The following is a 23,642-nucleotide window of genomic DNA, read 5'->3' as shown; positions in this document are numbered from 1 at the left end:
TTTAATCAACATCCTGTGAATTAGTTGCTGAGTCAGCAGCGGTGCTTGCAGAACTGATTTTGTCGCTTACGGAGGAAATGTTTTTAGTGGGAGACTTTTGATTATCAACAATGACTAGTTGATTGTGTTTTATGTTATTAAAGTTATTAATAATGACTTTATCTCCGGCTGTTAATCCTTTAGTGACAATCCAACCATTGTCAACTTCATTGCCTAACACTACAGATTTTTTTAGCGCTTTATTATCTTCTCCAACAACATAAACTGACGGAGATCCTGATTGCCCACGGATAACAGATGATTGAGGAATAACTAAGTATTCACGCTCTTCAGGCATAGCAATATGTGCTCTTACGTACATACCTGCTAATAATGTATTTTCTGGATTTGGAATAATTGCTCGTAAAGTAACGGTTCCCGTAGAGTCATCAACCTGTGTATCAAGAAATTCCAAATGCCCTGTGTGTTGATAGGTTGAGCCATCCTCTAAAGTAATTGTAACGGGGATCGTCGGCTTCTCCGTTTTTAGGTCCATAAACTCTTGTTTTAATTTATAAAGGGCAACTGAGGACTGTTTCATATCAACATAAACATTATCTGTTTGAATAATCGTTGTTATATAATTAGCTTGACCAGATGTTAATAATGAACCTTCTGATACAAGAGAAAACCCTGCATAGCCAGAAATAGGCGCTTTTATTTTTGTATAAGAAAGTTGGATATTGGCATAATCTAATTCAGCTTGGCGAATAGCTACTTCAGCTTTTGCTTGTAAATAAACAGATTCAGCTTGGTCATAATTTTGTTGACTGGTTAATTTTTTCTTCAATAGCTGTGCATAACGTTTAACTTCTTTGGCATTTGTGGCCTCACTTGCAATTGCTTTTTTTAACTGTGCTTCAGCACTATTCACTGCTGATTGATAAGTGGTCGGGTCAATTTGAAAAAGTACTTCATCGGCTTGAACATAACTACCTTCCTGATATAAGCGATTTTGTATAATGCCAGTTATTTGCGGGCGAACTTCAGCTTCTTTAAATGCAGTAATACGCCCTGGCAGTTCATTACTTAAACGTATTGTTGAGGGGGGTGAGAGTTAAAGTATTAACATGTACAGCTTTAATAGGACGTTGCTCAGGGGTTGTTTGTTTGCTGCACCCTAATAATGTTAAAGAAAGTAACAAATATAAAGGGTATTTAAATGCTTTAATACAAGACATAGTGAAGCCTTAGAGTTTAAAAATATTGTGCCAAAATAGACTATTAATGTAATCGTCTCATAAGCAAGGTTAAGATGAAGTTAAAGAAAATGCATGACTACGGTTTTGAGTAAATTATTCTGATGAATGAGTTGGGTTTATAGTAAAAAGCTCTACTTTCTTCTGTAACCTTACTGATGATTCGCATATTAGTTGTACTTATTAATTGGAGGCTTTGAAGCATTGGAAGGTATTAGGGAACCATACATTTTAGTTAATAATATCAATGAGCTAATGATTAAAGCGATGATCAATGTGGCTAAAACTTCTCCACTGTTGAGCTTTCCCAAATCATGAATGTCTTTCAGCGGAGTGAATTAAAGCATTGTTATAATAATAGGTACTTACTGACTATTTAAAGGGGGGGCTATTTAAAATAGAGAAAAGTTAAGTATTTTCTATGTTAGGGAATGAATAAAACCTCGAGATAAAAACCTCGAGGCTATCTGGTGAAATATAAAGGTTTATTTTTTCTCTGCGTTATTTGCTTTTGCAATAAATACCAAACCAATAATAGGGATAATAATTGCGAAGTACGGGATCATGCCAGCACCTAACTGACTATCAATTACTATACCGCCTAGAAACCCACCAAACGCATTCGCTAAGTTAAAAGCTGAAATGTTTGCTGTTGCAGCTAATTCTTGACCTTCACCACCATGGTTCATCACTCGAAGTTGCATTGCAGGTACATTTGCAAATGATGCAACACCAAAGATGAAAGCAGCAATCACAAACAGTATTTGATTTTCAATCACAAGACCAACGATGATCAATGAAATGATCATGGCTACCGCCCAAAACATAGATGCTTTTTTAAGATCTTTATCTGCAGATCGTCCGCCTAAAATGTTACCAATAATTAAACCTATTCCAACAATAACTAATATCCATGTCACCGCATGCTCACTGTAACCAGAAATGTGTGTTGCAATAGGAGCTAGGTAACCATATAAAGCCATAAAACCAGACCATGATAAAGCAGTAATAGCTAAGCTCATTAATAACATTGGATTTTTGAATGCACGTAATTGTTCTTTAACATTTTTAGCTTCACTATGACCTGTTGATTTAATCGATAATATAATGAAAAACATGGCTAAGGCGCCAAATGCAGCCACGGTAAAGAATGTGTTGTGCCATCCAAATTGTAAGCTGATCCAAGTGCCTGCTGGTACACCTAATACATTCGCTAACGTTAAACCTGCGAACATTTGACCAACAGCTCTTCCTGCCATTTTTTGTGATACTAAATTTGTTGCAACAACGGCTCCAATTCCATAAAAAGGTCCTTGTACAAGCCCGGCAATGACTCGACTCAGTAATAAATAATGATAAGTTGGTGCGAGTGCAGATAATATATTACCAATAATAAATAGTGCCATTAATCCAAGTAATACATATTTCTTGTTAAAACGAGCAAGGTAAATAGTTAAAATTGGACCACCAATAACGATAGCTAATGCGTAGGCACTGATTAAGTAACCAGCTTGCCCTTCAGTAATTGATAATGATGTTGCTATTTGTGGCAGTATTCCTGCAATAACAAATTCAGCTGTACCAATTGCAAATGCAGCGAGTGTTAATATCCACACTTGAAATGGCATTTTTTCTTTATTCATGATCAATTCCTTCAATTAATTGATAAACGCTATATACGTCAAATAGGTTGTTTGCTTTAATGCTGATGATTATATTTGTTTTAACTACATTGATAATTGAGTAAAATATGAAATTATATTTCGTAAAAACTGAATAATGAGGCGCTAAATGGATCGGTTTTCAGATATGGCAATGTTTGTGAGTATCGTAAAGCATCAAGGTTTAGCTGCTGCGGGACGAGAATTAGGGCTTTCACCAGCCTCAATGACGGCAAGGTTAAAGGCGCTTGAAGCAAGGTATGGTGTCAAATTGCTTAATCGAAGTACTCGACATATTTCATTAACTGATTCAGGTGACCTTTATTATAAAAGCTGCTTAGAAATATTAGAAAATGTGAAAGAAGCTGAGCATCTAATACAAAGTGGTGTTAAAGAAGTTAAAGGGGCTTTAAAAATTGTTGCGCCTAGAGATATTGGTAAACAATATATTTTGCCTATTTTGTCTGAGTTTTGTGCTTTATATCCTGATATTGTTCCGTATATTTATTTAGATGATAAAGTCAGTAATATTGCTGAATCAGGAATGGATATAGTGATCCGTTATGGTGAGTTGGCTGATAGTAGTTTAATTTCAAGGAAGTTATTATCTAGTCGACGTGTATTATGTGCTTCTTCTGAATATCTTGCCGAATATGGCACTCCATTAACACCACAAGATCTTGCGCAACATAAATGCTTAGCGATGTTACGCAGCAATGAAGAGTTAAAAACCTGGCATTTTCAGGATAAAGATAATAAAAATTCTATTACCGTGGTACCTAATCGTTTTTCTGATGATGGTGAAGTGATCCGATTATGGGCACTTGAAGGGATTGGTATAGCCTTAAAATCATGGTTGGATGTGAAAGCGGATATTGAGCATAAACGTTTAGTGACTGTGCTTGATGGTTATATGAAAAATTTCAGTGGTGCGATGTCGGCTTCAAGCAGTGATTTGAATGTTGTTTACATAAGCAAAAAATATCAGCCTAAACGTATTCGTTTATTTTTAGATTTTCTCTTTGAAAAACTTGCTTAAAGGTAAGCATTAATAGTTTGTATTACATTACATTACATCGCGTCAGTTGATTTACCGAGTGATAATTTTATTTTGAGGTTTTAAATAATAGATGAAAATGAAAACTGTTATATATACTTTTTCCGTTATTTTTATGGTGCTTTCTAGTTCCTTATCTTTTGCAGATCCAGTATGGATTGATGTACGTACTTTAAGTGAAAATCAACGAGACAATATTGCAGGTGATGTACGTATATCTCATTCAAATATTGTTAAAGAAGTTACGGTACTTTTTCCTGATAAAAATACAGAACTTTATCTTTATGATAATACTGGCGGTCGTTCTGATATTGCATTGTCTGCTTTAAAAGCTATCGGTTATAAGAACCTGCATAATGCAGGTAGTATTGAAGAGGCACGTAAAGCCAGAGGAATTGAATGAACTGTTATGAGAAAGTCGGGCTAAGAATTAACAATAGATGTAGGCATAGTTTTTTCTAAGGTAGCTGTTAATTAATCATCATCGATCATATCTCAAAGTTTATCTATCGAGTGTGTAAACGCTCTTTTCCATTTGTTTTTAAATCTAATTTTTAATAGGCCATCAATGCAACGTTTTGAACACAGTAGCGCCAAATCAAGCGCTCAAGAACTGCTTAAATTAGGGCAGATCAATATGAAAATGTGGTATTTGTTTGAATGGTTAATAGATCATGAAGCACTCCGGCATGGCACGCAGGCTGAAGTAATAAAACTGTATGTAAATCAAGAGTTAGTGGCTTATAGCTTATTTGAAAATTATGAAGCGTGTACAGGTAAAGTTAAGTTATTTAATGGTGTGCATTATCAAGATTTAGGTGTGATACATTTTGTAACTGTACCTGAGCATCGTAATAAAGGTTATGCGAGCTTGTTAGCTGATGAGATGTATAAAGAGGTCATTAAACCTTTGTTAATTCGCTATAAACACATTCATGCCTATATAACGGCAACAGAGCGAGCCGTTCCTTTAATGCAACGTACTGCCATTGAAACCGCTCATTTAGTGACTCAGTTTTATTCAGATTTAACATTTAAAAGTAAAGTGGTAGAACAGATTGATCCTGATAATACTTAAAAAAAAGAGCTAATTGACTTAGCTCTTTTTAATGTCGTAAACGCATATTATTAATGCGATAAAATTTGATCCAAGAATAATTTTAAGCGATCCGATTGTGGATTCTCAAAAAACTCATGTGGTTCATTTTCTTCAATAACTTGTCCAGCATCCATAAAGATAACGCGGTCAGCCACTTTTTTAGCGAAGCCCATCTCATGGGTCACACAAATCATAGTAATACCTTCATCCGCTAATTCGACCATTACGTCTAGTACTTCCGATACCATTTCTGGATCAAGTGCTGAGGTAGGTTCATCAAATAACATGATTTCAGGGTTAATACATAAACAACGCGCAATCGCTACACGTTGTTGTTGACCACCTGATAATTGATTCGGGTATTTATGTGCTTGGTCTGCAATTTTTACTCGTTCTAAGTAATACATCGCAGTTTTAATCGCTTCCTTACGGGGTTTTTTGTGTACCCAAGTAGGCGCTAATAATAAGTTTTCTAGCACGGATAAATGTGGGAATAAGTTAAAATGTTGAAACACCATCCCAACTTGTGAGCGAATATGACGCACGACTTTTACATCATCAATTAACTCAGTATCGTTAATAAATATCTGACCTTGTTGGAATTGTTCAAGGTGATTTAAACAGCGAATTGTTGTCGATTTACCTGAGCCTGATGGGCCACAGATAACGACTTTTTCGCCTTTTTTAATGTTTAGGTTTACATCTTTTAGTACATGGAAATCACCATACCACTTGTTGACGTCCTTCATTGTTATCATAAATTCTTGGTCTGACATGATATTTCCTTTTAATGCTCGGTGTTAAATTTACGTTCAATTGATTTTGAATACTGCGACATAGAAAAACAGAATACCCAGTAAATAATAGTTACAAAAACATAACCTTCTACTTCGAAACCGAGCCAATTAGTATCACTATTGGTCAGTGTTACCATGGCTAAAATGTCGAATAAACCAATAATTAAAACGAGGGTCGTATCTTTGAATAACGAGATAAACGAACCTACTAAGTTAGGGATAGATATTTTTAAAGCTTGTGGAAGAATAATTAAAATCATTCCTTGCCAATAACTTAATCCAAGTGCTTCACTGGCTTCATATTGACCTTTTGGTATCGCTTGTAAACCACCACGTATCACCTCGGCAATGTATGCCGCTTGGAAAAGCGTTATACCGATAAGTGCACGCAATAATTTATCAAACTCGATACCATCATGAAAAAAGAGTGGTAGTAAGACTGACGCCATAAATAAAATAGTAATTAATGGCACACCACGTACGAACTCAATAAAACCGATACATAAAGTTCTAAGAATTGGCATGTCAGATTGACGACCTAGTGCTAAAACGATACCGATAGGGAATGAAGCAACAATACCAACCGCTGCAACTAAAATAGTCAGCATTAAGCCACCCCATTTTTCAGTTGGCACCGTTTCTAATCCAAATACTCCACCGCTAATTAAAATGTAACAAACAATTGGAAATAATATTATTCCTGCAATTTTAACTTTAATGCTTTTAATGTATTTAAAAGAAAAGACAAATAAAATACAGATAATTGCTACTAGGTTAGGGCGCCAATGTAAAGCTTCTGGATAGAACCCATATATAAATTGGTCGAATTTTTCGACAATAAATATCCATCGAGCACCACTATTTACAATATCTTCTTTCGAACCACTCCAAGTAGCATCAAAAATCATCCAGTTTAATAATGGAGGAAGAATAGTGTATAAAAAATACAGGCCTGCTAACGTTAGAAGAGTATTTTTTACATCTGGGAATAAGTTTTCTCTTAACCAGAAAATTACACCTTTGTTTGTTGAAGGAGCCGGCTTGGCTTCTTTCATCGTATAAGTTGCCATGTTAACGTCCTTTTATTTCCATTTTTGCATTAATCCAGTTCAATAGGATTGAAATGACAATGCTGATCACGAGGTAAACTGCCATTGTCATCAATATGATTTCAATCGCTTGTCCTACCTGATTTAATGTTGTTCCTGAGAATAAAGTCACCAGTTCAGGGTAACCAATGGCGGTTGCTAATGATGAGTTTTTCGTTAAGTTTAAGAATTGATTGATAACAGGAGGAATGATAACGCGCAATGCTTGAGGCAAAATAACTTTTGTTAAAATTACATAGTCGCTTAGACCTAATGCTTTTGCCGCTTCTTTTTGCCCTTTAGGAACGGCTTCAATACCAGCTCGTACGGCTTCGGCAATATAGGTCGCAGTATATATGCTTAATGCAAATAATAACGCTAATAACTCCGGAATGATGGTTAAACCACCTCTAAAGTTAAACCCTTTTAATACAGGGTATTCTGCAGAAACAGGTTGTCCTGCAATAAAGTAAACTAATGTTGGCGCTAAAATAAGTAACGCGATAGATACTTTAAATATTGGGAATTCTTGACCTGTATCATGATGACGTTTGCGAGCCCAACGTGTTAAATAAATAACACCTGCAACAGCGAGTATGAAAGCGATAAGAATCGACATACTGCCACTTTCAAAAATAGGCTCTGGTAATAATAACCCGCGATTATTTAAAAATATGCTATCTAGGTAAGCAAAACTTTGTCTTGGCCCAGGTAAGGCCGCAAGTACGACGTTATACCAAAATAAGATCTGCAATAAGATTGGGATATTACGAAAAGTTTCAATATAAATTAATGCAAGTTTAGAGACTAAGAAGTTAGTTGATAAACGAGCAACACCTATTAATAAACCAATAATCGATGCGAATATTATTCCCAGAATAGAGACGAGAAGGGTATTTAATAAACCCACAATAAATACGTCTAAGAAAGTTGATGTTCCATCATCATAGGGAATTAAAGTTTGGCTAATGCCAAAACCAGCGGTGTTATCTAAGAATGAGAATCCGGTTGTAATACCGCGACTTTCAATGTTAGCAAACATGTTGTGAGCAAAGTAAATTGCGAAAAAGACAACAAGTGCTAATGCGATAACTTGAAAGATAATTGCACGGTATTTCGGATTATTTAAAATTCCTTGACCGTCTGTTGGGAGTGGTTTGTTTTTCATAATTGCCTTTTAACTTTTAATCAGCGGAGTAAAAAGGGGAAGCTTAACTTCCCCTGGGGTACTGTTTAAAATTAACGTACTGGCATTGGGTACATTAATCCACCATCGTTCCATAGTTTGTTGTAGCTACGTTCTATTTCAATTGGAGAGTCTTTACCTACGTGCTTGTCGTATGACTCTTCGTAGTTACCAACTTGCTTAACAATTTGGTAAGCCCAATCATTTTTAAGACCTAAATCTTCACCCGTTTTACCTGTAACACCTAATAGACGTTTGATACCAGGGTTTGGAGATTTCAACATTTCATCAACATTGCTTGATGAAACACCTAATTCTTCAGCTTCAATTGTTGCAAACATAGTCCAACGAACGATGTTAAACCATGCGTCATCACCTTGACGTACCACTGGACCTAGTGGTTCTTTTGAAATCGTTTCTGGTAAAAGAACCGCTGATTTTGGATCATCTAATTTAATGCGTAAACCCGCTAATTGAGAACGATCTGATGTTACAGCATCACAACGACCACTTTTGAAACCATCGATTGTTTGACCTGATGTATCGTAGGTAACCGCTTTATATTCCATACCTTGAGATTTGAAGTAATCTGTTAAGTTAAGTTCTGTTGTTGTACCAGCTTGAATACAGAATGTTGCACCATCTAATTCTTTAGCTGAAGTAACGCCTAGTTTTTTACTTACTAAGAAACCTTGACCATCGTAGTAGTTAACACCTGCGAAGTTCAAACCTAAAGATGTATCACGTGTCGCAGTCCAAGTGGTTGCACGAGAAAGTACATCAATTTCGCCACTTTGTAAGGCAGTGAAGCGTTCTTTAGCTGTGAGTGGGAAGTATTTAACTTTACTTGCATCACCTAAAACAGCACTAGCAACAGATTTACAAAAATCTACATCTAATCCTTGCCAAACACCTTTTGAATCAGCAGCAGAGAAACCTGGGATACCAGTTGATACACCACATTTCAGTACACCTTCTTTAACAACATCTTCCAGGGTACCAGCTTGAGATAGGGTTGGAACTAACGCGGTAAGACCAACTAATAGAGCTAATTTTGTCACTTTCATGGTATTTTCCTTGTGGCTTAAAAATAATATATAAAGTCAATTATGAATAGTTAGGTAACGAGCTTTGTAACGATATTCATATACTGTAAAGATAGCAATTTGCGTGCCACCCCATACATTGAACAATATTAATCATAAGTAAGGCTTACGCGATTGCCACCCAGTCATGGGTATATCTGATTTTTTTACGACTTAAGTCACGTTTTGCTGGCTTTTTTAATGAAAAGTGAGTTTGAAGTTTAATAAATGAGTAAATTAATCTGCATATAATTTACTCACTTATAGAGGTGTGGTTAAGGATTGATATTATTAAATTTTTTGTCTGTTTGTTTTTTTGTTAAATTCTGGTGCATTTTCATTAGTTTTAGTAAGGTTTTTGCATCCCATTGGTGCGTTTGTGCAGAACAAGCTAATTCTAATTGTTGTAAGTTGTATAAAAGTTGTTGTTTATCATCTTCACTTATTTCAGTAAAAGCACTGATTTGTTGTAATTGCGTGATACTTGGATGCTGTGATTGGAAATAACGCAATAAACTTGCATAAACTTCATTTGCTTTCTCTTCTTTCAAAGCGGCTAATAATTGCAGATACTGATTGCTATCTACATCTATTTTCTTTTCATTCTTTTGGCTGAAGTGATGGCCCTGTAAATGATAAAGGATAAATAAAAGCAGTAATATTAATAAAACAAAGGTGCTTATTTTCCATATTAATAGTTCTTTTGAATTATCTTTATACTGAATATTGTTGTTAATGTGTTGCTCTGCTTGTGGGGTATTCTGTTGCAACTCTTGATTTGGCGCGTATTGATTGTGTTTACTTATCGGTGCCGCTTTTATGGTTAATGTTTGTGCCGGCAAAGTAGCAAATTCTTGTTTTTCAGTTGTACTATTCCACCAAGCTATTTTTATTTCAGGCAAAGTTAATTGACCACTTTTATTGGCAATAATTGCGTGAGTAATCGTACGTTGGCTGTATATAAGTCCATTGACTGTACCTTGTTTCAGATCATCTTGATCAGGGTAATAGCGTAATGAACTATCGTAATGAACAGGGATCTCTGGCATTTTATCAATAGGTAATGATGCAACTTGTAAGCTAATACTGCGAGTGATCGGGTCACCTACAAAATATTCTTGCTTTTGTAAGTCATTATTTTCAATTAATCGAACATCTTCACTGACCAACCAATCGCCTTTATAACCAGCAGGCATTTGTTTTACTGTAAGCGCAATATCATTACCTCTTATATTAACGGGATCAGGAATTATTTTGTTTTGCCAATCATTGACGCGCACAGATTTATGAATTGAACCCATTAATAAAGGTGAACGAATACTCACTTCACCGGCAATAGTGGGGGTAATTTGATATTGATTAGAAAATACTTGATAACGGATACCATTACGGACAACTTGAGTTTGTTGGTTCTCTTCTCCAATACGCTCAATATTTGAGCCTTCTAATATAGGCGGTTGGATATCGCCATTAATAATATTTTCTGAGATATAAATTTTACTGGTTAATGTAACGGCTTGTTCTAGGTAAACTTTTGTTTTATTGACGCTATTTTCAATAAAAATAGTATCATCTTGCGTAGATTGTTGCTGCTTACCTGGCTCAGAAACTTCAATCTTAATTGCTTCTGTTGCTACTTTACCTAGCTTCAAAGAAGGGATGGTGAAAGTGCCTGCTTTGTTTGCTTGTAAGCGTAATGTCCAAGTCGTTTTCTTAGTATAATCACCATTAATATATGATGATTGCTCGCTGCGAGAAGGACGGTAAACAGTAAAATCATTGACTAACTTACTGGTATCAATTTGATATTCAGAGCCTTTATCATTGACCTCAACACTTAATATAAAAACATCTCCGACAAACACTTTATTATTACTGACAGATGCCGTTGCTTGGGTGGCAGCAATAGCCGAGTTGCTAATAAGCAATAAAAGTAACAATACACCACTTAAATATTTTTTTAATAACGGCATTACCAGATTTCTCCGTTGTTTTGTTGTGAGACGGGGTGATTAGCAGATCGTTTTCGGTATTCAAGCTGCATTTTATTACGTAATAATAAAGACGGATCATCTGGCATGTTTTTTAACCAGATTGGTAAGTCTTCATATTCTTTATTGGTAGCTTGTTGCTCAATTGTTGCAGCGGCAGGAGTTGCTTCTTCATCTTCTTTTGTTTGCTGTTCTGCTTTAATCTTTTGCTCGTCTGCTTGTTTTGATTCTTTGTCATTCTGCTCTGATGACTGTTGCTCTTGCTGTTCATTTTGCTGTTGCTCAGAAGACTGTTGCTCTTGCTGTTCATTTTGCTGTTGTTCAGAAGACTGTTGCTCTTGCTGTTCATTTTGCTGTTGTTCAGAAGACTGTTGCTCTTGCTGTTCATTTTGTTGCTGATCAGAAGATTGTTGTTGCTGTTTATCGTTTTGCTGATCTTGTTTTTGATCCTGCGGTGGCTGCTGTTTATTTTCTTGTTCTTGTTGTTTTAATAATGTTTCAACAGCAGCTTTATTTTTTTGTGCTTGTTCAAAATCAGGATTTATTTTTAATGCTTGATTAAAGCTCTGTAATGCTTCTTTATACTTTTGTTGCATCGCTTGGGCATTACCTAAGTTATACAAATTATTCGCGTTATTTGGTTCAATTGATTGCTGATCTAAGTATGTTGCTTCAGCTTTTTTATATTGTTTATCTTTAAATAATGCCGCTGCTTTCCAACTCAGATCTTTAAAGGCATTACTCGCCTCTTTATATTGTCCTTGTTGAAAGTCTTGGTAAGCGTTTTGTTGATCATTTTTCCATATCGATGCTTCTACTTTATGAGCGGTTAATGGCAATGTTAATGTTAATAACAGCGCATAAAAAACACCTTTTCTAAACAATAATAAAAACAGAGGAACTAGCAATAAAGCAATCCAGTATCCGTCGTCAATTAATTGTTTATTATCTGAATTTCTCTGATCTTTATTATTTTCTTTTACCTTATTTTTATCTTGATAATAATCAGCTAAAGACTGGATATCTTGTCCTCTCACATCAAAGGTTTTGTATAAACCATCGCTGATAGAAGTGATAGGGTAGAGGGTATTATTATCTAGTTTGGGGATAACAATTTTGTCTTTTTGATCTTTTAATAAACTACCATCAGGTAATTTAATTGCTGCGCCTGCAGGAGTTGCAATTGCAAGAACGGACACAATCCAGTTACTGTCTTTGACCATGTTTTGCATTTTATTAAGGCTCGTTTTATCAAACCCATCAGTAACAAAAACAATATGACCTTGCTGGTAGCCTGCATTTTTTAGTAATGATATTGCTTTTTGTAATGCAAGATCTGGACGAGAACCCCGTATCGGCATTAACTCCGGTGACAAGTGTGGAATATGATTGATGATGGCATTACTATCTTTGGTCAGTGGCGAAATAGTAAAAGCATCACCAGCATAAGCAATCAGTGCTTTATCACCTTCAGTCCATTTTTTTAACAGATCAATTGTTTTGTATTTTGCTTGACTTAAACGGTTTGGTTTAATGTCAGTTGCGTACATTGAGAAGGATAAATCCAAAGCGATCACCTGTGCTTTTTGTATTTCATAGACTGGCATATTTAAACTACGAATACTTGGTCCTGATAAAGCAATGCAAGCAATAATGGCTAATGAATTTAGCAATAGACGATTGTTTTTGGTTGTTTCAGGTAAAGTGACTAAATGCTCACTAAGATGATTCGCAATGATATTCGTCGTTTTTTTTCTACTACGTTGATAGCGCCATAAACTCAGAAGTATGACAACTAAAATACCTAATAACCAATATGGACGTAGAAATTCAAGCGTATTGAGAGAGCCCATAAACATATCGTTAAAGTTCATCTTTACCTCTTATTTTTAACGATAAAACAACGATTAATAAAATAAATAGAGCTAAAGAAAGTGGCCAAAAAAAGAGGTTCTTCTCTGGACGGAATTCTAAAACATCGCTGTTTACCGGTTGTAATTTATTGATTGTATTATAAATTTTTTGTAGATCTTCTTGGTTTCTTGCGCGGAAGTATTGGCCATTGGTTAATGAAGCAATTTCCGTTAATGTTTTTTCGTCTAGGTCTGCTGATGGATTGACTCTTTGATTTCCCCAAAAAGTACGTTTCATCATTTCATCAGCACCGATACCTATGGTGTAAATGGTAATGTTATTTTTGGCTGCCTGTTGTGCTGCTGCAATAGGGTTGATGTTACCAGCTGTATTTGCCCCATCAGTTAAGAGTATTAATACACGCTGTTCATTTTTATTTTCAACAAAACGTTTAATGGCCATTGCAATGGATTCACCAATCGCTGTTTGATTACCAACTAAACCTATTTGAGTTTCATCAACCATAGTTGATATGGTGTTTAAATCAAAGGTTAAAGGTGTTTGTAAATAAGCATGATCTGCAAATAAAATAAGGCCTAATCTGTCACCTTCACGTTCCTTTACAAAATCTTTAACGATTGATTTTACTAAGGTTAAACGGTTTACTGTTTGCCCATTGAGTGGCATATCAACTTCTTGCATACTGCCAGACAAATCCAAGGATAAAATCATATCTCGGCTTTGTTGCTGGATACGAATAGGTTCATCGAGCCAGATAGGTTTAGCGATGGTAGCAAGCAACAATATCCATAATAACCAAGGAATAAATACGCTTAACAATGGATTGGTTTTTGCTGATTTTTCTTGCTGTAAACCTTCAGCTAATGGGATCCAAATTTGTGTAAATGTTTGCTTTTTAGGAGAGAGAAAAAAGCGAATTAATAAAGGCATAGGTAATAATAAAAATACCCATAGGTAACTAAACTCGAACATTTTTCTTACCTGTTTTTAATTGTTTTTGTTGCTGTATTAGCTGGGCTGGAAATTCTGCTATCCACTGTTTAGCCGTTATAAAATCCTGTTCAGTACAGAAGCTATCTTGCTGATATAAGCGTTTACAAAATGTACTTTTATCTTCAAATAAAAGTTGGCTTTTTTGTTTGCTATGTTGCTGTATAAACATAAACCATGCTTGACCTGAAAGGGAAGCCACTTGCTCACGCGGATAATATTGTAAAGCCACCCCTTTTAAGAGTTGATTTAACTGTGCAAAAGTTACTTGTTTCTGTTGTAACTGTATTAATGTTGATAGTGCTTGTTTAATTATTTTCTGTTTTTTGAGGTGTCGCTTAATTAAAAATACAGTTAAACCTATAACAACAATCAGCAATACTAATATTAACCAATAGATAGGTGCTGGTGGCCATGCCGAAGGGGCTGAGCTTGGTATGATGATTTGTTCAAAAGGATTATTGGGCGTAGACATTAAATTGCTCCAATAGTGGTATGGCAGAACTAATATGATAATGAGCAATACCATATTTTAATAAGTTGCTTTCCATTAGTTGTTGGCGTTGGCTTGCTGCTTCCTGATAAGAATTCTGCTGACGTTGATTGCGTAAAAAACCACTCTCTTTGATTGCATTAATCTTTAAACCTGCTTGTAATGCTTGTTTGGGTAAATGTGATTCAAGAGGATCACTAATTTGCCAAACGGTGACTTGGTTGTGGCGTCTTATCAAATTAATTAATTTATAACAGGCATCATCTAATTGAGAAAAATCACTGATCAAATGAACCTGACTACCTGTTTGTACTAAATGAGAAAGTCGCTTAAGTTGTGACAAAAGTGATTGTTGTTGTGCTGTTTTGAATGCAACATTCTTACACAAAATTTGGGTCTGATGTAAAAATGCCATTAACCCTTTATTGCGAGAGGTTGGCTTTAATTCAGCTACCTCTTGTTGATTAAACACAATACCGCCTAAACGATCATTACGTTGTTTGGCTTGCCAGCTTAATAAAGCTGCTAAATGGCATGCTTGAACAGATTTAAACACTAATTGACTACCAAATATCATGCTATCAGAAACATCAAGGAGTAAAAAAACAGGGCGTTCTTTTTCTTCTTGGAATAACTTAGTATGTGCTTTGCCTGTGCGAGCGGTAACTGCCCAATCAATGGCGCGAACATCATCACCAGCTTGATAATGACGTACTTCAGCAAACTCCATTCCTCGACCCTTGATATTCGCCAAATAATTGCCAGCTAACTGTCGAGATGCAGGTAAACGTTTCGCATTTAATGATAATTTACCATGCTGTTTATAACTGAGTAATTCAGTTAATTGAACATTGACACCTGTGGTATAAGGCGTACCAGTAAATACAAAAGGAATATTAGTGCTCATTATCCTGCGATTGCCACTTGATTAATAATTTCTTGAATCACTTGATTTGCGTCTACACCCTGAGCTTCCGCTTCATAACTTAAAATAAGACGATGACGTAATACAGGATATAAATTGCTAATAATATCTTCTGGCATGACATAGTCTCGATCATTTAACCATGCTCTTGCTTTTGCTGTTCGCATTAATGCTAATGTAGCACGAGGACTGGCTCCGTAACTTATCCATTGAGGGAGTTGTTCACCAAATCGTGATGGCTCACGTGTTGCAATAATAAGATCAATTAAGTATTGCTCTAAGTGTTCTGCAATGCTTACTTTCATAACTTCTTCACGCATACTAAATATCTGTTCATTTAATAATGGTGTCACTTCAGCAACCGTTTCTTTTAAAATTTCTTTTTGGTTTAACTGCAAAATAGCTCGTTCAGTTTCTGCATCTGGGTAATCAAGTTGTATGTGCATAATGAAACGATCTAATTGAGCTTCAGGTAATGGGTAAGTTCCTTCTTGCTCTAATGGATTTTGTGTTGCCATTACTAAAAATAATTCAGGTAACTTATAAGTAGTTTTACCTACTGTAACTTGGCGTTCTGCCATAGCTTCTAATAAAGCCGATTGTACTTTAGCTGGCGCTCGATTAATTTCATCCGCTAAAATCAAGTTATGGAAAATGGGACCTTTTTCAAAAATAAATTGTCCAGTTTCTTGGCGGAAAATATCAGTACCCGTTACATCTGAAGGTAATAAATCGGGGGTAAATTGAATACGATGAAAGTCACCTTCGATACCGTCTGAAAGGGCATTAATTGCACGTGTTTTTGCTAAACCTGGAGGGCTTTCAACTAAAATATGTCCATCTGCTAACAAGGCAATAAGTAAACTATCAACAAGCTCGCTTTGCCCTAAGATCATTTGATTTAAGTATTGACGTAATTGATTTAATTGTTGTTTTGCCATTTTTAATATCTACGTTATTAGTTTGCGAGAAAATATACTGACTATAAAAGACAAGCACAAGAGGCAAAAGTTTCATTGAAATTAATTTAGGAATTTTTTGATTATGCTTTTAGGTAAAGATGTAATAGATCAAGTGATCATTCAAAAGTAGATTTTTATCCTGTTTTTTAAATGATATTGACGTATATTTACATTTATTAGATTCAATAATTATTTATTTAAGGAATGAAAAATGAGTGAATTAGAATCGATCATTTGGCACGTGTTAGGTTACATGGCTATGCCTACTATCTTTATTGCAGGTTTTATTGGCGTATTTTTTGTTGCCGTTGGCATATTAAAACTTTCTGGCGATACTCCAGTCGAAGATTAATCACACAAAGAGAATGCCATGCATAACAATCCTTTAGGGATGATTAAATAATTGTTAAGCTCCATTGCTATTACAGTAATGGGGCTTTTTTTTGCTCAGGAGAAATGATTTATGCAGATATATATAATGCGACATGGGCAAGCTGAAATGATGGCTTATTCTGACGCTGAACGTAATTTAACAGATATTGGGCGAGAAGAATCTGAGTTAATGGCGAAGTATTTACTTAAACAAAAAGTTTCTTTTGATGCAGTGTTAATCAGTCCTTACGTTAGAGCTCAACAAACTTGGGAATCAGTCAGTCCTTTTTTTGAAGGCATTACTAATATTCAAACGTTACCTTGTTTAACACCAAGTGGTAGTGCACGAGATACGGTCGATGAAATATTTGCGCTTCAAGCTCAAGGGTTAAAGTCTATATTGATTGTTTCTCATCTACCTTTAGTTGGTTATATTGTAGGGGAGTTAGCACCTGCTGCTGGTGTACCAGCTTTCTCAACATCAGCTGTAGGGCACATATCATTAAATGATGAAGATGGTTTTGCGCAATTATTAAGTTTAACTACGGTACCTCAAATTATTATTTAGTATTTTTGCAGTAAGGGAGTTTAATGATGTCATTAACTGTTGCTTTTGAACAAATGGTGCAAAAACAGCGTGATTTTTTTGTTGCTAATCAACCATTCTCTTTAGCATATCGACAGCAGCAGTTAGATTTATTAAAGCAAGTAATATTAAACAATGAAGCTGTTTTAACACAAGCGTTAGCAGACGATTTAGGGAAGCCTAAATTTGAATCTTATGTCGCTGAAATTGGATTTGTTTTACACGAAATAAGCACAACAATTAAACAGTTAAAACATTGGTTAAAACCTAGAAAAGTTAAAACACCTTTATTATCTCAACCTGCTACTAGTTACATACACTCAACGCCATTGGGTGTATGTTTAATTATTTCACCTTTTAATTATCCCGTTTCTTTAACCTTGTCTCCATTAATTGCCGCGATTGCAGCAGGCAATTGCTGTGTGTTAAAAACATCTGAATTAACGCCTAATGTGAGTCGAGTATTAAAACAAATAATTGACTCAATTTTTAAGCCTGAATATGTAACCTGTATTAATGGTGATGTTGAACACGTCACTTGTTTATTGGCACAAAAATTTGACCATATTTTTTTCACGGGTAGTACCGAAGTAGGCAAATTAGTAATGCAACAAGCTGCTAAGAATTTAACTCCGGTGACCTTAGAGCTCGGAGGTAAAAGTCCTTGTATTGTTTGTGCAGATGCCAACCTTGATATTGCTGTTAAGCGAATCGTGTATGGGAAAATGTTAAATGCCGGACAAACCTGTGTGGCACCTGATTATGTGTTGGTAGACGATGCTATTAAATCAGATTTTTTAGCTAAAATAGCAAAACGTATTCAAATATTATATGGAGATGATGCGAGATTAAGTGAAGATTTTGGACGCATTATTAATAGCAAACATACGCAACGTATTAGTAAGTTGATTGATACAGATAAAGCCATTGTCGGTGGTCAGTATGATATTGAACACTGTTATATCGCGCCAACCGTACTAGAAAACGTAGAACTTACCGATCCTATCATGCAACAAGAAGTCTTTGGTCCTGTTTTACCTGTTCTTAGTTTTTCTGAGCATCAAGATATTCTTAATATTATTCACTCTTTACCTAGTCATCCTTTAACGGCTTATATTTTTAGTGAAGATAATAAAACACAAGAGCAACTTACGTCAGCAATTCAAGCTGGTGGTATGGCAATTAACCATTGTATACAACACCTTGTAAATCCTCACTTACCTTTTGGTGGTGTTGGTTTAAGTGGTATTGGCAGTTATCACGGGAAACATGGTTTTGATTGTTTTTCACATAAAAAAAGTGTTCTCAAAGCTGCTACTTGGTTTGATCTCCCCGTTATTTACCCTCCTTATAAACATAAGCTTTTTTGGCTTAAGAAAATCTTAAAATAATAATTAATACAGAATAAACAATAAATAGAGTTGACTTACCATTCTCTTTATTTATTATATATGGATATTCGTATATGTGGATTTAAATATGTTACCTAATCAGTTTTTTAAAATGTTATCCGATGAAACACGCTTACGCTGCTTAATACTGGTTGCGAGAGAAAATTCGGTCAGTGTCGGGGATCTCTCCGTTGCACTTGAGCAAAGCCAGCCAAAAATTTCGCGACATTTAGCGATTTTACGTCAGTCGGGTGTGCTGTTAGATAAACGAGAAGGGCAGTGGGTCTATTACCAAGTGAACTCCGAGTTACCGGGGTGGATGCGTAAAGTTATTGATGGTTTGATTGCATCAAATTGTCTTAAAAAAGAGTATCAACTAGATATTAACAATTACCAAAGCATCAAAAAAGATGCGTAAATCTTGATAGGAAATAATCATGACAATTAAAGTTGGAATTAATGGATTTGGACGTATTGGTCGTTTAGTGATGCGTGCAGCATTTGATTGGCCAGAAGTTGAGTTTGTACAAATTAATGATGTTGCTGGTGATGCTAAAACATTAGCTCACTTATTAGAGTTTGATTCAATCCAAGGTCGCTGGGAACATCCTGTGACTTGTACTGAAAGCAGTATGGAGATTGCAGGGAAATCGATTGCAGTTAGTCAAGTAAGAGATATCGATGCCGTTGATTGGTCTGCTTGTGATGTGATTGTTGAAGCAACAGGTGTACATCGTGATAAAACCTTATTAGATAAATATATTGCGCAAGGTGTGAAGCGAGTAGTGGTTTCTGCACCAGTTAAACATCCTGAGATTGCGAATATTGTTGTTGGCGTGAATGATCACGTGTTTGATGCTGACATTCACAAAATTGTCACTGCTGCTTCTTGTACAACCAACTGTATCGCGCCAATTGTAAAAGTGATCCATGAAAAAATTGGTATCACAAATGCTGCCTTTACCACTATTCATGACTTAACTAACACACAAACTATTTTAGATGCACCGCATAAGGATTTACGTCGAGCGCGTGCTTGTGGTATGAGCTTAATTCCAACAACAACAGGCTCTGCAAAAGCAATTGTTGAAATTTTCCCTGAATTGAAAGATAAAATTAATGGGCATGCAGTGCGTGTGCCACTGGCAAATGCATCGTTAACGGATATCGTATTTGAAGTTGATCGTGAAACGAGTGTGGAGGAAGTTAATCAACTATTAGCGGAAGCAGCAGAAGGTGAATTAGCTGGCATATTAGGCTTTGAAACACGTCCGCTTGTATCTATTGATTATCGTGGTGACCAACGTTCTACCATTGTGGATGCGTTATCAACCATGATGATCGGCAAGCGCATGTTAAAAATATACGCTTGGTATGACAATGAAATGGGTTATGCGACACGTACTGCCGAGTTAATGAAAAAAGTAGCATTAGCTTAAATACGTCAAAAAAGGATTGAAACAATGCAGTGGTTTTTAAAACTGGATAAACCGTTACGACAATATTTATTAGTTACTTTTAACTATTGGAACTTCACTATCACAGATGGTGCATTACGTATGCTGGTGGTGTTGTATTTTTACCAGTTAGGTTACAGCCCTTTAAATATCGCTTTATTGTTTCTCTTCTATGAGATTTTTGGAGTGGTAACTAACCTTGTTGGAGGGTGGTTAGGTGCAAAAGTTGGTTTAAATCGTACCATGAATATTGGTCTCGGTTTACAAATAGCAGCTTTGTTATTATTAACCGTACCTAGCGATTGGTTAAGTATTGCATGGGTAATGATGGCACAAGCGTTATCTGGCATCGCAAAAGATCTCAACAAAATGAGTGCCAAAAGTGCAATAAAAACATTAATTCCGGGTGATCAACAAGGTAAGTTGTATCACTGGGTTGCAGTATTAACGGGATCTAAAAATGCACTCAAAGGTGCTGGCTTTTTCCTTGGTGGATTTTTGCTATCAACGCTAGGTTTTCAATTCGCATTATTAACAATGGCAATGGTACTGAGCTTAGTTTTTGTTGCGAGCATTGTTTTTCTTGAAAAAGATTTGGGTAAAGCAAAGTCTAAACCTAAGTTTTCACAGATATTTTCATCGTCAGGCCCTGTTAATATTTTGTCTGCAGCCCGTTTATTTTTATTCGCATCAAGAGATGTCTGGTTTGTGGTGGCATTGCCCATTTATCTTGCGAGTATTTTTGATTGGTCGCATTCTGTTGTGGGCGCGTTCATTGCGACTTGGGTTATTTTATATGGCATCGTACAAGGCTTTGCACCTCGTATTACCGCTTATTTTTCAGCTGGGGCAATACCAAACGGGAAAAGTGCTTTGTTATGGTGTTGTTTACTGGCTAGTGTAACCGGTATTCTCGCATTGGGCGTGCAATTAGGCTGGCAAGTACAATGGGTTATCGGTGTTGGTTTACTCATTTTCGGTGCTATTTTTGCGATTAACTCTTCATTACATTCATACCTGATCATCAGCTATGCAAAAGAAGATGGCGTGTCTTTAGATGTTGGTTTCTATTATATGGCGAATGCCATGGGGCGTTTAGTAGGCACTGTTTTATCGGGATGGGTTTATCAAGAAGCTGGATTTGCTGCTTGCTTGTGGATCGCGTTTGGATTTTTGTTACTTACCAGTATAATTTCTTTAAAGTTACCTGTTCAAAAAGCTGATACAAATATCCAGATAGCTGAATAATTTTTATTAAAGCTTTCTTCTTATAAACAGATAACTTTTTGCGCAACGTTATAAAGCAAGCTTCGGCTTGCTTTTGTTTTGCAGAAAATGCTTTGATATTAGCTGGGTGTTGCCTCGTTTTTGCTTTCCCTGTAAGTGATTATCTTTTTCTTAGCGTTCCACTTTATTTTGCATTTTAACCAAAAAACAAAGATTAGTTTTGGAGCGCTGAATTCATACTGCACGTCCATGTGCCGAATGAACTTACAGCAAACATCCTGTTTGCTGTTGCTGAAAGTGCTGGTGTTTTGGGGCGCAGGCTTTAGCCTGGTTCTTTTAAATAATAATCCTATGCGTAGGAAAGGGTATTTACTCAGATTTTAGAGGTTCAGGAGTGAACTCGTCTTCGCTCGTCGTGGCTTGTTGATTTTTATTTGCTGTGGTTTCGCCCTGCCGGTAAGTTACTTTCTTTTGCTGCCTAAAAGAACGTAACCAAAGAAAAAAGCACTCCGAATCACTTTCTGACCCAATTAATTAATTCATTTTAAACGTACCGTTTCGGACGTGCAAAGGGCTCACAGAGCTTAGCCCGCCCATATAACTATGCTGTCCATAAATCGCTCCATGCACTAGTCTCAACTAATCCAAACATCCTGCTTGGCTTTACTAAAATGCGTTAATTGCTTGGGAAAGCTTAACAGAGGAGTCGTAGTAGCCGCGCTTGTTTATCATTCCAATTTCATACGAATAATTATTTAATTTTTGCTTTTAACATTGTATTTTTTAATTGATTCCGTATTTCAGTTGCTAATACGGAATAATTCTATCTATCCACATGACTAGTTTTTTGTTTTTTATGTAACATATTGTTTTTGTGTTTCAAAAGCGTATATTTTAACAAATTAAAATATTCCGTATATCCACCGTAAATATGGAATTTTTCTGTTTAATATACTGTTATGTTTTCATTGGAGGTAGGTGTTTTACAATAGAACTTTTAGGTTAACGGTTAGTGGCGGGGGTTCGAATCCTGCCCTGCTTGTTTTGTTCCTAGCTGTCTGTACTTTGTTGGTGGTTTTGAGTTACATCAAAAATCGTATGTTAACAACATTGGACTCAGGCCAAAATCCTGAGAAGGAGGATAGTATTATGGGAAAAGCAAAGTGTGTAGTAGCTTCAGTAATTGATGTATTTCAGGCACTGGGAACAAGTTTAGTTGCCTTTGGTGGGCCGCTAACCTAAGAGTTTTAGTTTCAGTAAAACATAACAAGGGTTTTCAAGTCGGACAAAAAACAGTTGGTTTTTGCTCCTTCGTCGCCATTTTAACCAACTATTTTATTGCCGCTTAAAACGGCGTTGAGGCTGTAGAATTTCTCCCAAAAACGCATTTTATGCGTTTTTTCTAATTACTTTTAATTGTACAAAAAATAACCTTGATTGAGCAGGGAAAGTAGTGGACACCCATCTACTTTGAATTAATTTAAAGCGTAAACTATCTTTTAAAAGTGGCTTATTTCAGCATATTGGAGGTAGTTTGCTATGACTCAATCTCGCCAATCGCAAGTATCGTTATCTGATACACCTTATTACCATTGTATTTCTCGCTGTGTTCGCCGCGCTTACTTATGTGGAGAAGATAAATACACACAAAAATCTTTTGAGCATAGGCGTCAATGGGTGGTTGAGCGAATGCATTACCTTGCTTCGCTGTTTAGTATTGATATTTGTGCTTACGCTATTATGTCCAATCATTACCATCTGGTGTTACATGTAGATGAAGCATTCAATAATAATCTAAACCATGAGGAAGTTTGTAAACGTTGGTGTCAGTTGTATTCCAAGCCTGTATTAGTTGAGCGTTGGCAATCAGGGCAAACAATATCAGAAGCAGAAAATAAAGCAGCATTGGCTATTATTGAACATTGGCGGAGTCGACTCGCTGATATTTCATGGTTTATGCGTTGCTTAAACGAGTTTATTGCACGTAAAGCCAATAAAGAAGATGAGTGCTTTGGTCGTTTTTGGGAAGGGCGATTCAAGTCTCAAGCACTACTTGATGAAGATGCATTACTCACTTGCATGGCTTACGTTGATTTGAATCCTGTGCGAGCAAAAATGAGTGACAGTGTTGAAACGTCTGAATATACCTCCGCTTACGAGCG

At 36.0% G+C, this 23,642-nt stretch carries 22 protein-coding genes; 10 read left to right on the top strand and 12 right to left on the bottom strand.

The features are described 5' to 3' along the window. Position 1: 1 nt before the first annotated feature. Together E2R68_RS13015 and E2R68_RS13010 are read right to left on the bottom strand one after the other, a co-directional pair. Positions 2–1,048 (bottom strand): efflux RND transporter periplasmic adaptor subunit, encoded by a 1,047-nt coding sequence (locus E2R68_RS13015; RefSeq protein ID WP_243834687.1) that lies wholly within the window; start codon positions 1,046–1,048, stop codon positions 2–4. 675 nt (positions 1,049–1,723) lie between these two features. Then, complete coding sequence (locus E2R68_RS13010) at positions 1,724–2,881, bottom strand: MFS transporter (protein ID WP_134278113.1); 1,158 nt, start codon at positions 2,879–2,881, stop codon at positions 1,724–1,726. Between the two features lie 148 nt (positions 2,882–3,029). Here E2R68_RS13010 and E2R68_RS13005 point away from each other — a divergent pair, with 148 nt between their 5' ends. The 3 genes from E2R68_RS13005 to E2R68_RS12995 all read left to right on the top strand — a co-directional run bounded on the left by E2R68_RS13005 (position 3,030) and on the right by E2R68_RS12995 (position 5,034). Continuing rightward, complete coding sequence (locus E2R68_RS13005) at positions 3,030–3,938, top strand: LysR family transcriptional regulator (RefSeq protein ID WP_134278112.1); 909 nt, start codon at positions 3,030–3,032, stop codon at positions 3,936–3,938. A 97-nt stretch (positions 3,939–4,035) separates the two neighbouring features. Next, positions 4,036–4,359: a rhodanese-like domain-containing protein gene (locus E2R68_RS13000; RefSeq protein ID WP_243834686.1), complete on the top strand. Its 324-nt coding sequence runs from the start codon at positions 4,036–4,038 to the stop codon at positions 4,357–4,359. Between the two features lie 165 nt (positions 4,360–4,524). Further along, on the top strand, positions 4,525–5,034 hold the full coding sequence (locus E2R68_RS12995) for a GNAT family N-acetyltransferase (RefSeq protein ID WP_134278110.1): 510 nt from the start codon (positions 4,525–4,527) through the stop codon (positions 5,032–5,034). A gap of 50 nt (positions 5,035–5,084) precedes the next feature. On the opposite strand, the gene E2R68_RS12990 is transcribed toward E2R68_RS12995, so the two are convergent. The 10 genes from E2R68_RS12990 to E2R68_RS12945 all read right to left on the bottom strand — a co-directional run bounded on the left by E2R68_RS12990 (position 5,085) and on the right by E2R68_RS12945 (position 16,426). Then, positions 5,085–5,831 (bottom strand): amino acid ABC transporter ATP-binding protein, encoded by a 747-nt coding sequence (locus E2R68_RS12990; protein ID WP_134278109.1) that lies wholly within the window; start codon positions 5,829–5,831, stop codon positions 5,085–5,087. Between the two features lie 11 nt (positions 5,832–5,842). Next, the gene (locus E2R68_RS12985) at positions 5,843–6,922 is read right to left on the bottom strand and encodes an amino acid ABC transporter permease (RefSeq protein ID WP_134278108.1); all 1,080 of its coding nucleotides are present in this window, start codon (positions 6,920–6,922) and stop codon (positions 5,843–5,845) included. 1 nt (position 6,923) lies between these two features. Next, a complete protein-coding gene (locus E2R68_RS12980; protein WP_208380242.1) occupies positions 6,924–8,108 on the bottom strand; it encodes an amino acid ABC transporter permease in 1,185 nt (394 codons plus the stop codon). Positions 8,109–8,179: 71 nt separating this feature from the next. After that, positions 8,180–9,193, bottom strand: a complete 1,014-nt coding sequence (locus tag E2R68_RS12975; protein WP_134278107.1) for an amino acid ABC transporter substrate-binding protein — start codon at positions 9,191–9,193, stop codon at positions 8,180–8,182. A gap of 293 nt (positions 9,194–9,486) precedes the next feature. After that, entirely contained in the window at positions 9,487–11,184 is a 1,698-nt protein-coding gene (locus E2R68_RS12970; protein ID WP_134278106.1) for a BatD family protein, read from the bottom strand. After that, entirely contained in the window at positions 11,184–13,076 is a 1,893-nt protein-coding gene (locus tag E2R68_RS12965; RefSeq protein ID WP_134278105.1) for a vWA domain-containing protein, read from the bottom strand. Before E2R68_RS12965 ends, E2R68_RS12970 begins: the two co-directional genes overlap by 1 nt. Next, positions 13,066–14,049 (bottom strand): VWA domain-containing protein, encoded by a 984-nt coding sequence (locus E2R68_RS12960; protein ID WP_134278104.1) that lies wholly within the window; start codon positions 14,047–14,049, stop codon positions 13,066–13,068. Before E2R68_RS12960 ends, E2R68_RS12965 begins: the two co-directional genes overlap by 11 nt. After that, entirely contained in the window at positions 14,036–14,542 is a 507-nt protein-coding gene (locus E2R68_RS12955; RefSeq protein ID WP_166738861.1) for a DUF4381 domain-containing protein, read from the bottom strand. Before E2R68_RS12955 ends, E2R68_RS12960 begins: the two co-directional genes overlap by 14 nt. Continuing rightward, a complete protein-coding gene (locus E2R68_RS12950; RefSeq protein ID WP_134278102.1) occupies positions 14,526–15,467 on the bottom strand; it encodes a DUF58 domain-containing protein in 942 nt (313 codons plus the stop codon). Before E2R68_RS12950 ends, E2R68_RS12955 begins: the two co-directional genes overlap by 17 nt. Next, a complete protein-coding gene (locus E2R68_RS12945) occupies positions 15,467–16,426 on the bottom strand; it encodes an AAA family ATPase (RefSeq protein WP_134278101.1) in 960 nt (319 codons plus the stop codon). Before E2R68_RS12945 ends, E2R68_RS12950 begins: the two co-directional genes overlap by 1 nt. A gap of 232 nt (positions 16,427–16,658) precedes the next feature. Between E2R68_RS12945 and E2R68_RS12940 the strand changes: the two genes are divergently transcribed. From E2R68_RS12940 to E2R68_RS12910, 7 genes are all read left to right on the top strand, one after another. Then, positions 16,659–16,799, top strand: coding sequence for a TIGR02808 family protein (locus E2R68_RS12940; protein WP_134278100.1), 141 nt, complete (start codon positions 16,659–16,661; stop codon positions 16,797–16,799). A 111-nt stretch (positions 16,800–16,910) separates the two neighbouring features. Continuing rightward, positions 16,911–17,387 (top strand): phosphohistidine phosphatase SixA, encoded by a 477-nt coding sequence (gene sixA, locus E2R68_RS12935; RefSeq protein WP_134278099.1) that lies wholly within the window; start codon positions 16,911–16,913, stop codon positions 17,385–17,387. 23 nt (positions 17,388–17,410) lie between these two features. Continuing rightward, positions 17,411–18,796, top strand: a complete 1,386-nt coding sequence (locus tag E2R68_RS12930) for an aldehyde dehydrogenase (RefSeq protein WP_134278098.1) — start codon at positions 17,411–17,413, stop codon at positions 18,794–18,796. Positions 18,797–18,884: 88 nt separating this feature from the next. Further along, positions 18,885–19,214 (top strand): metalloregulator ArsR/SmtB family transcription factor, encoded by a 330-nt coding sequence (locus tag E2R68_RS12925; protein WP_134278097.1) that lies wholly within the window; start codon positions 18,885–18,887, stop codon positions 19,212–19,214. A gap of 19 nt (positions 19,215–19,233) precedes the next feature. Beyond that, on the top strand, positions 19,234–20,235 hold the full coding sequence (locus E2R68_RS12920; protein ID WP_134278096.1) for an ArsJ-associated glyceraldehyde-3-phosphate dehydrogenase: 1,002 nt from the start codon (positions 19,234–19,236) through the stop codon (positions 20,233–20,235). Positions 20,236–20,259: 24 nt separating this feature from the next. Beyond that, on the top strand, positions 20,260–21,501 hold the full coding sequence (gene arsJ / locus E2R68_RS12915; protein ID WP_134278095.1) for an organoarsenical effux MFS transporter ArsJ: 1,242 nt from the start codon (positions 20,260–20,262) through the stop codon (positions 21,499–21,501). A gap of 1,518 nt (positions 21,502–23,019) precedes the next feature. Then, on the top strand, positions 23,020–23,642 hold a 623-nt coding region (locus E2R68_RS12910), incomplete at its 3' end, for a transposase (RefSeq protein WP_445177089.1).

Source organism: Psychromonas algarum (assembly GCF_004376845.1).
In the GTDB taxonomy this organism is placed as follows: Bacteria; Pseudomonadota; Gammaproteobacteria; order Enterobacterales; family Psychromonadaceae; genus Psychromonas.
This window is presented reverse-complemented; position numbering and strand designations above follow the sequence as displayed.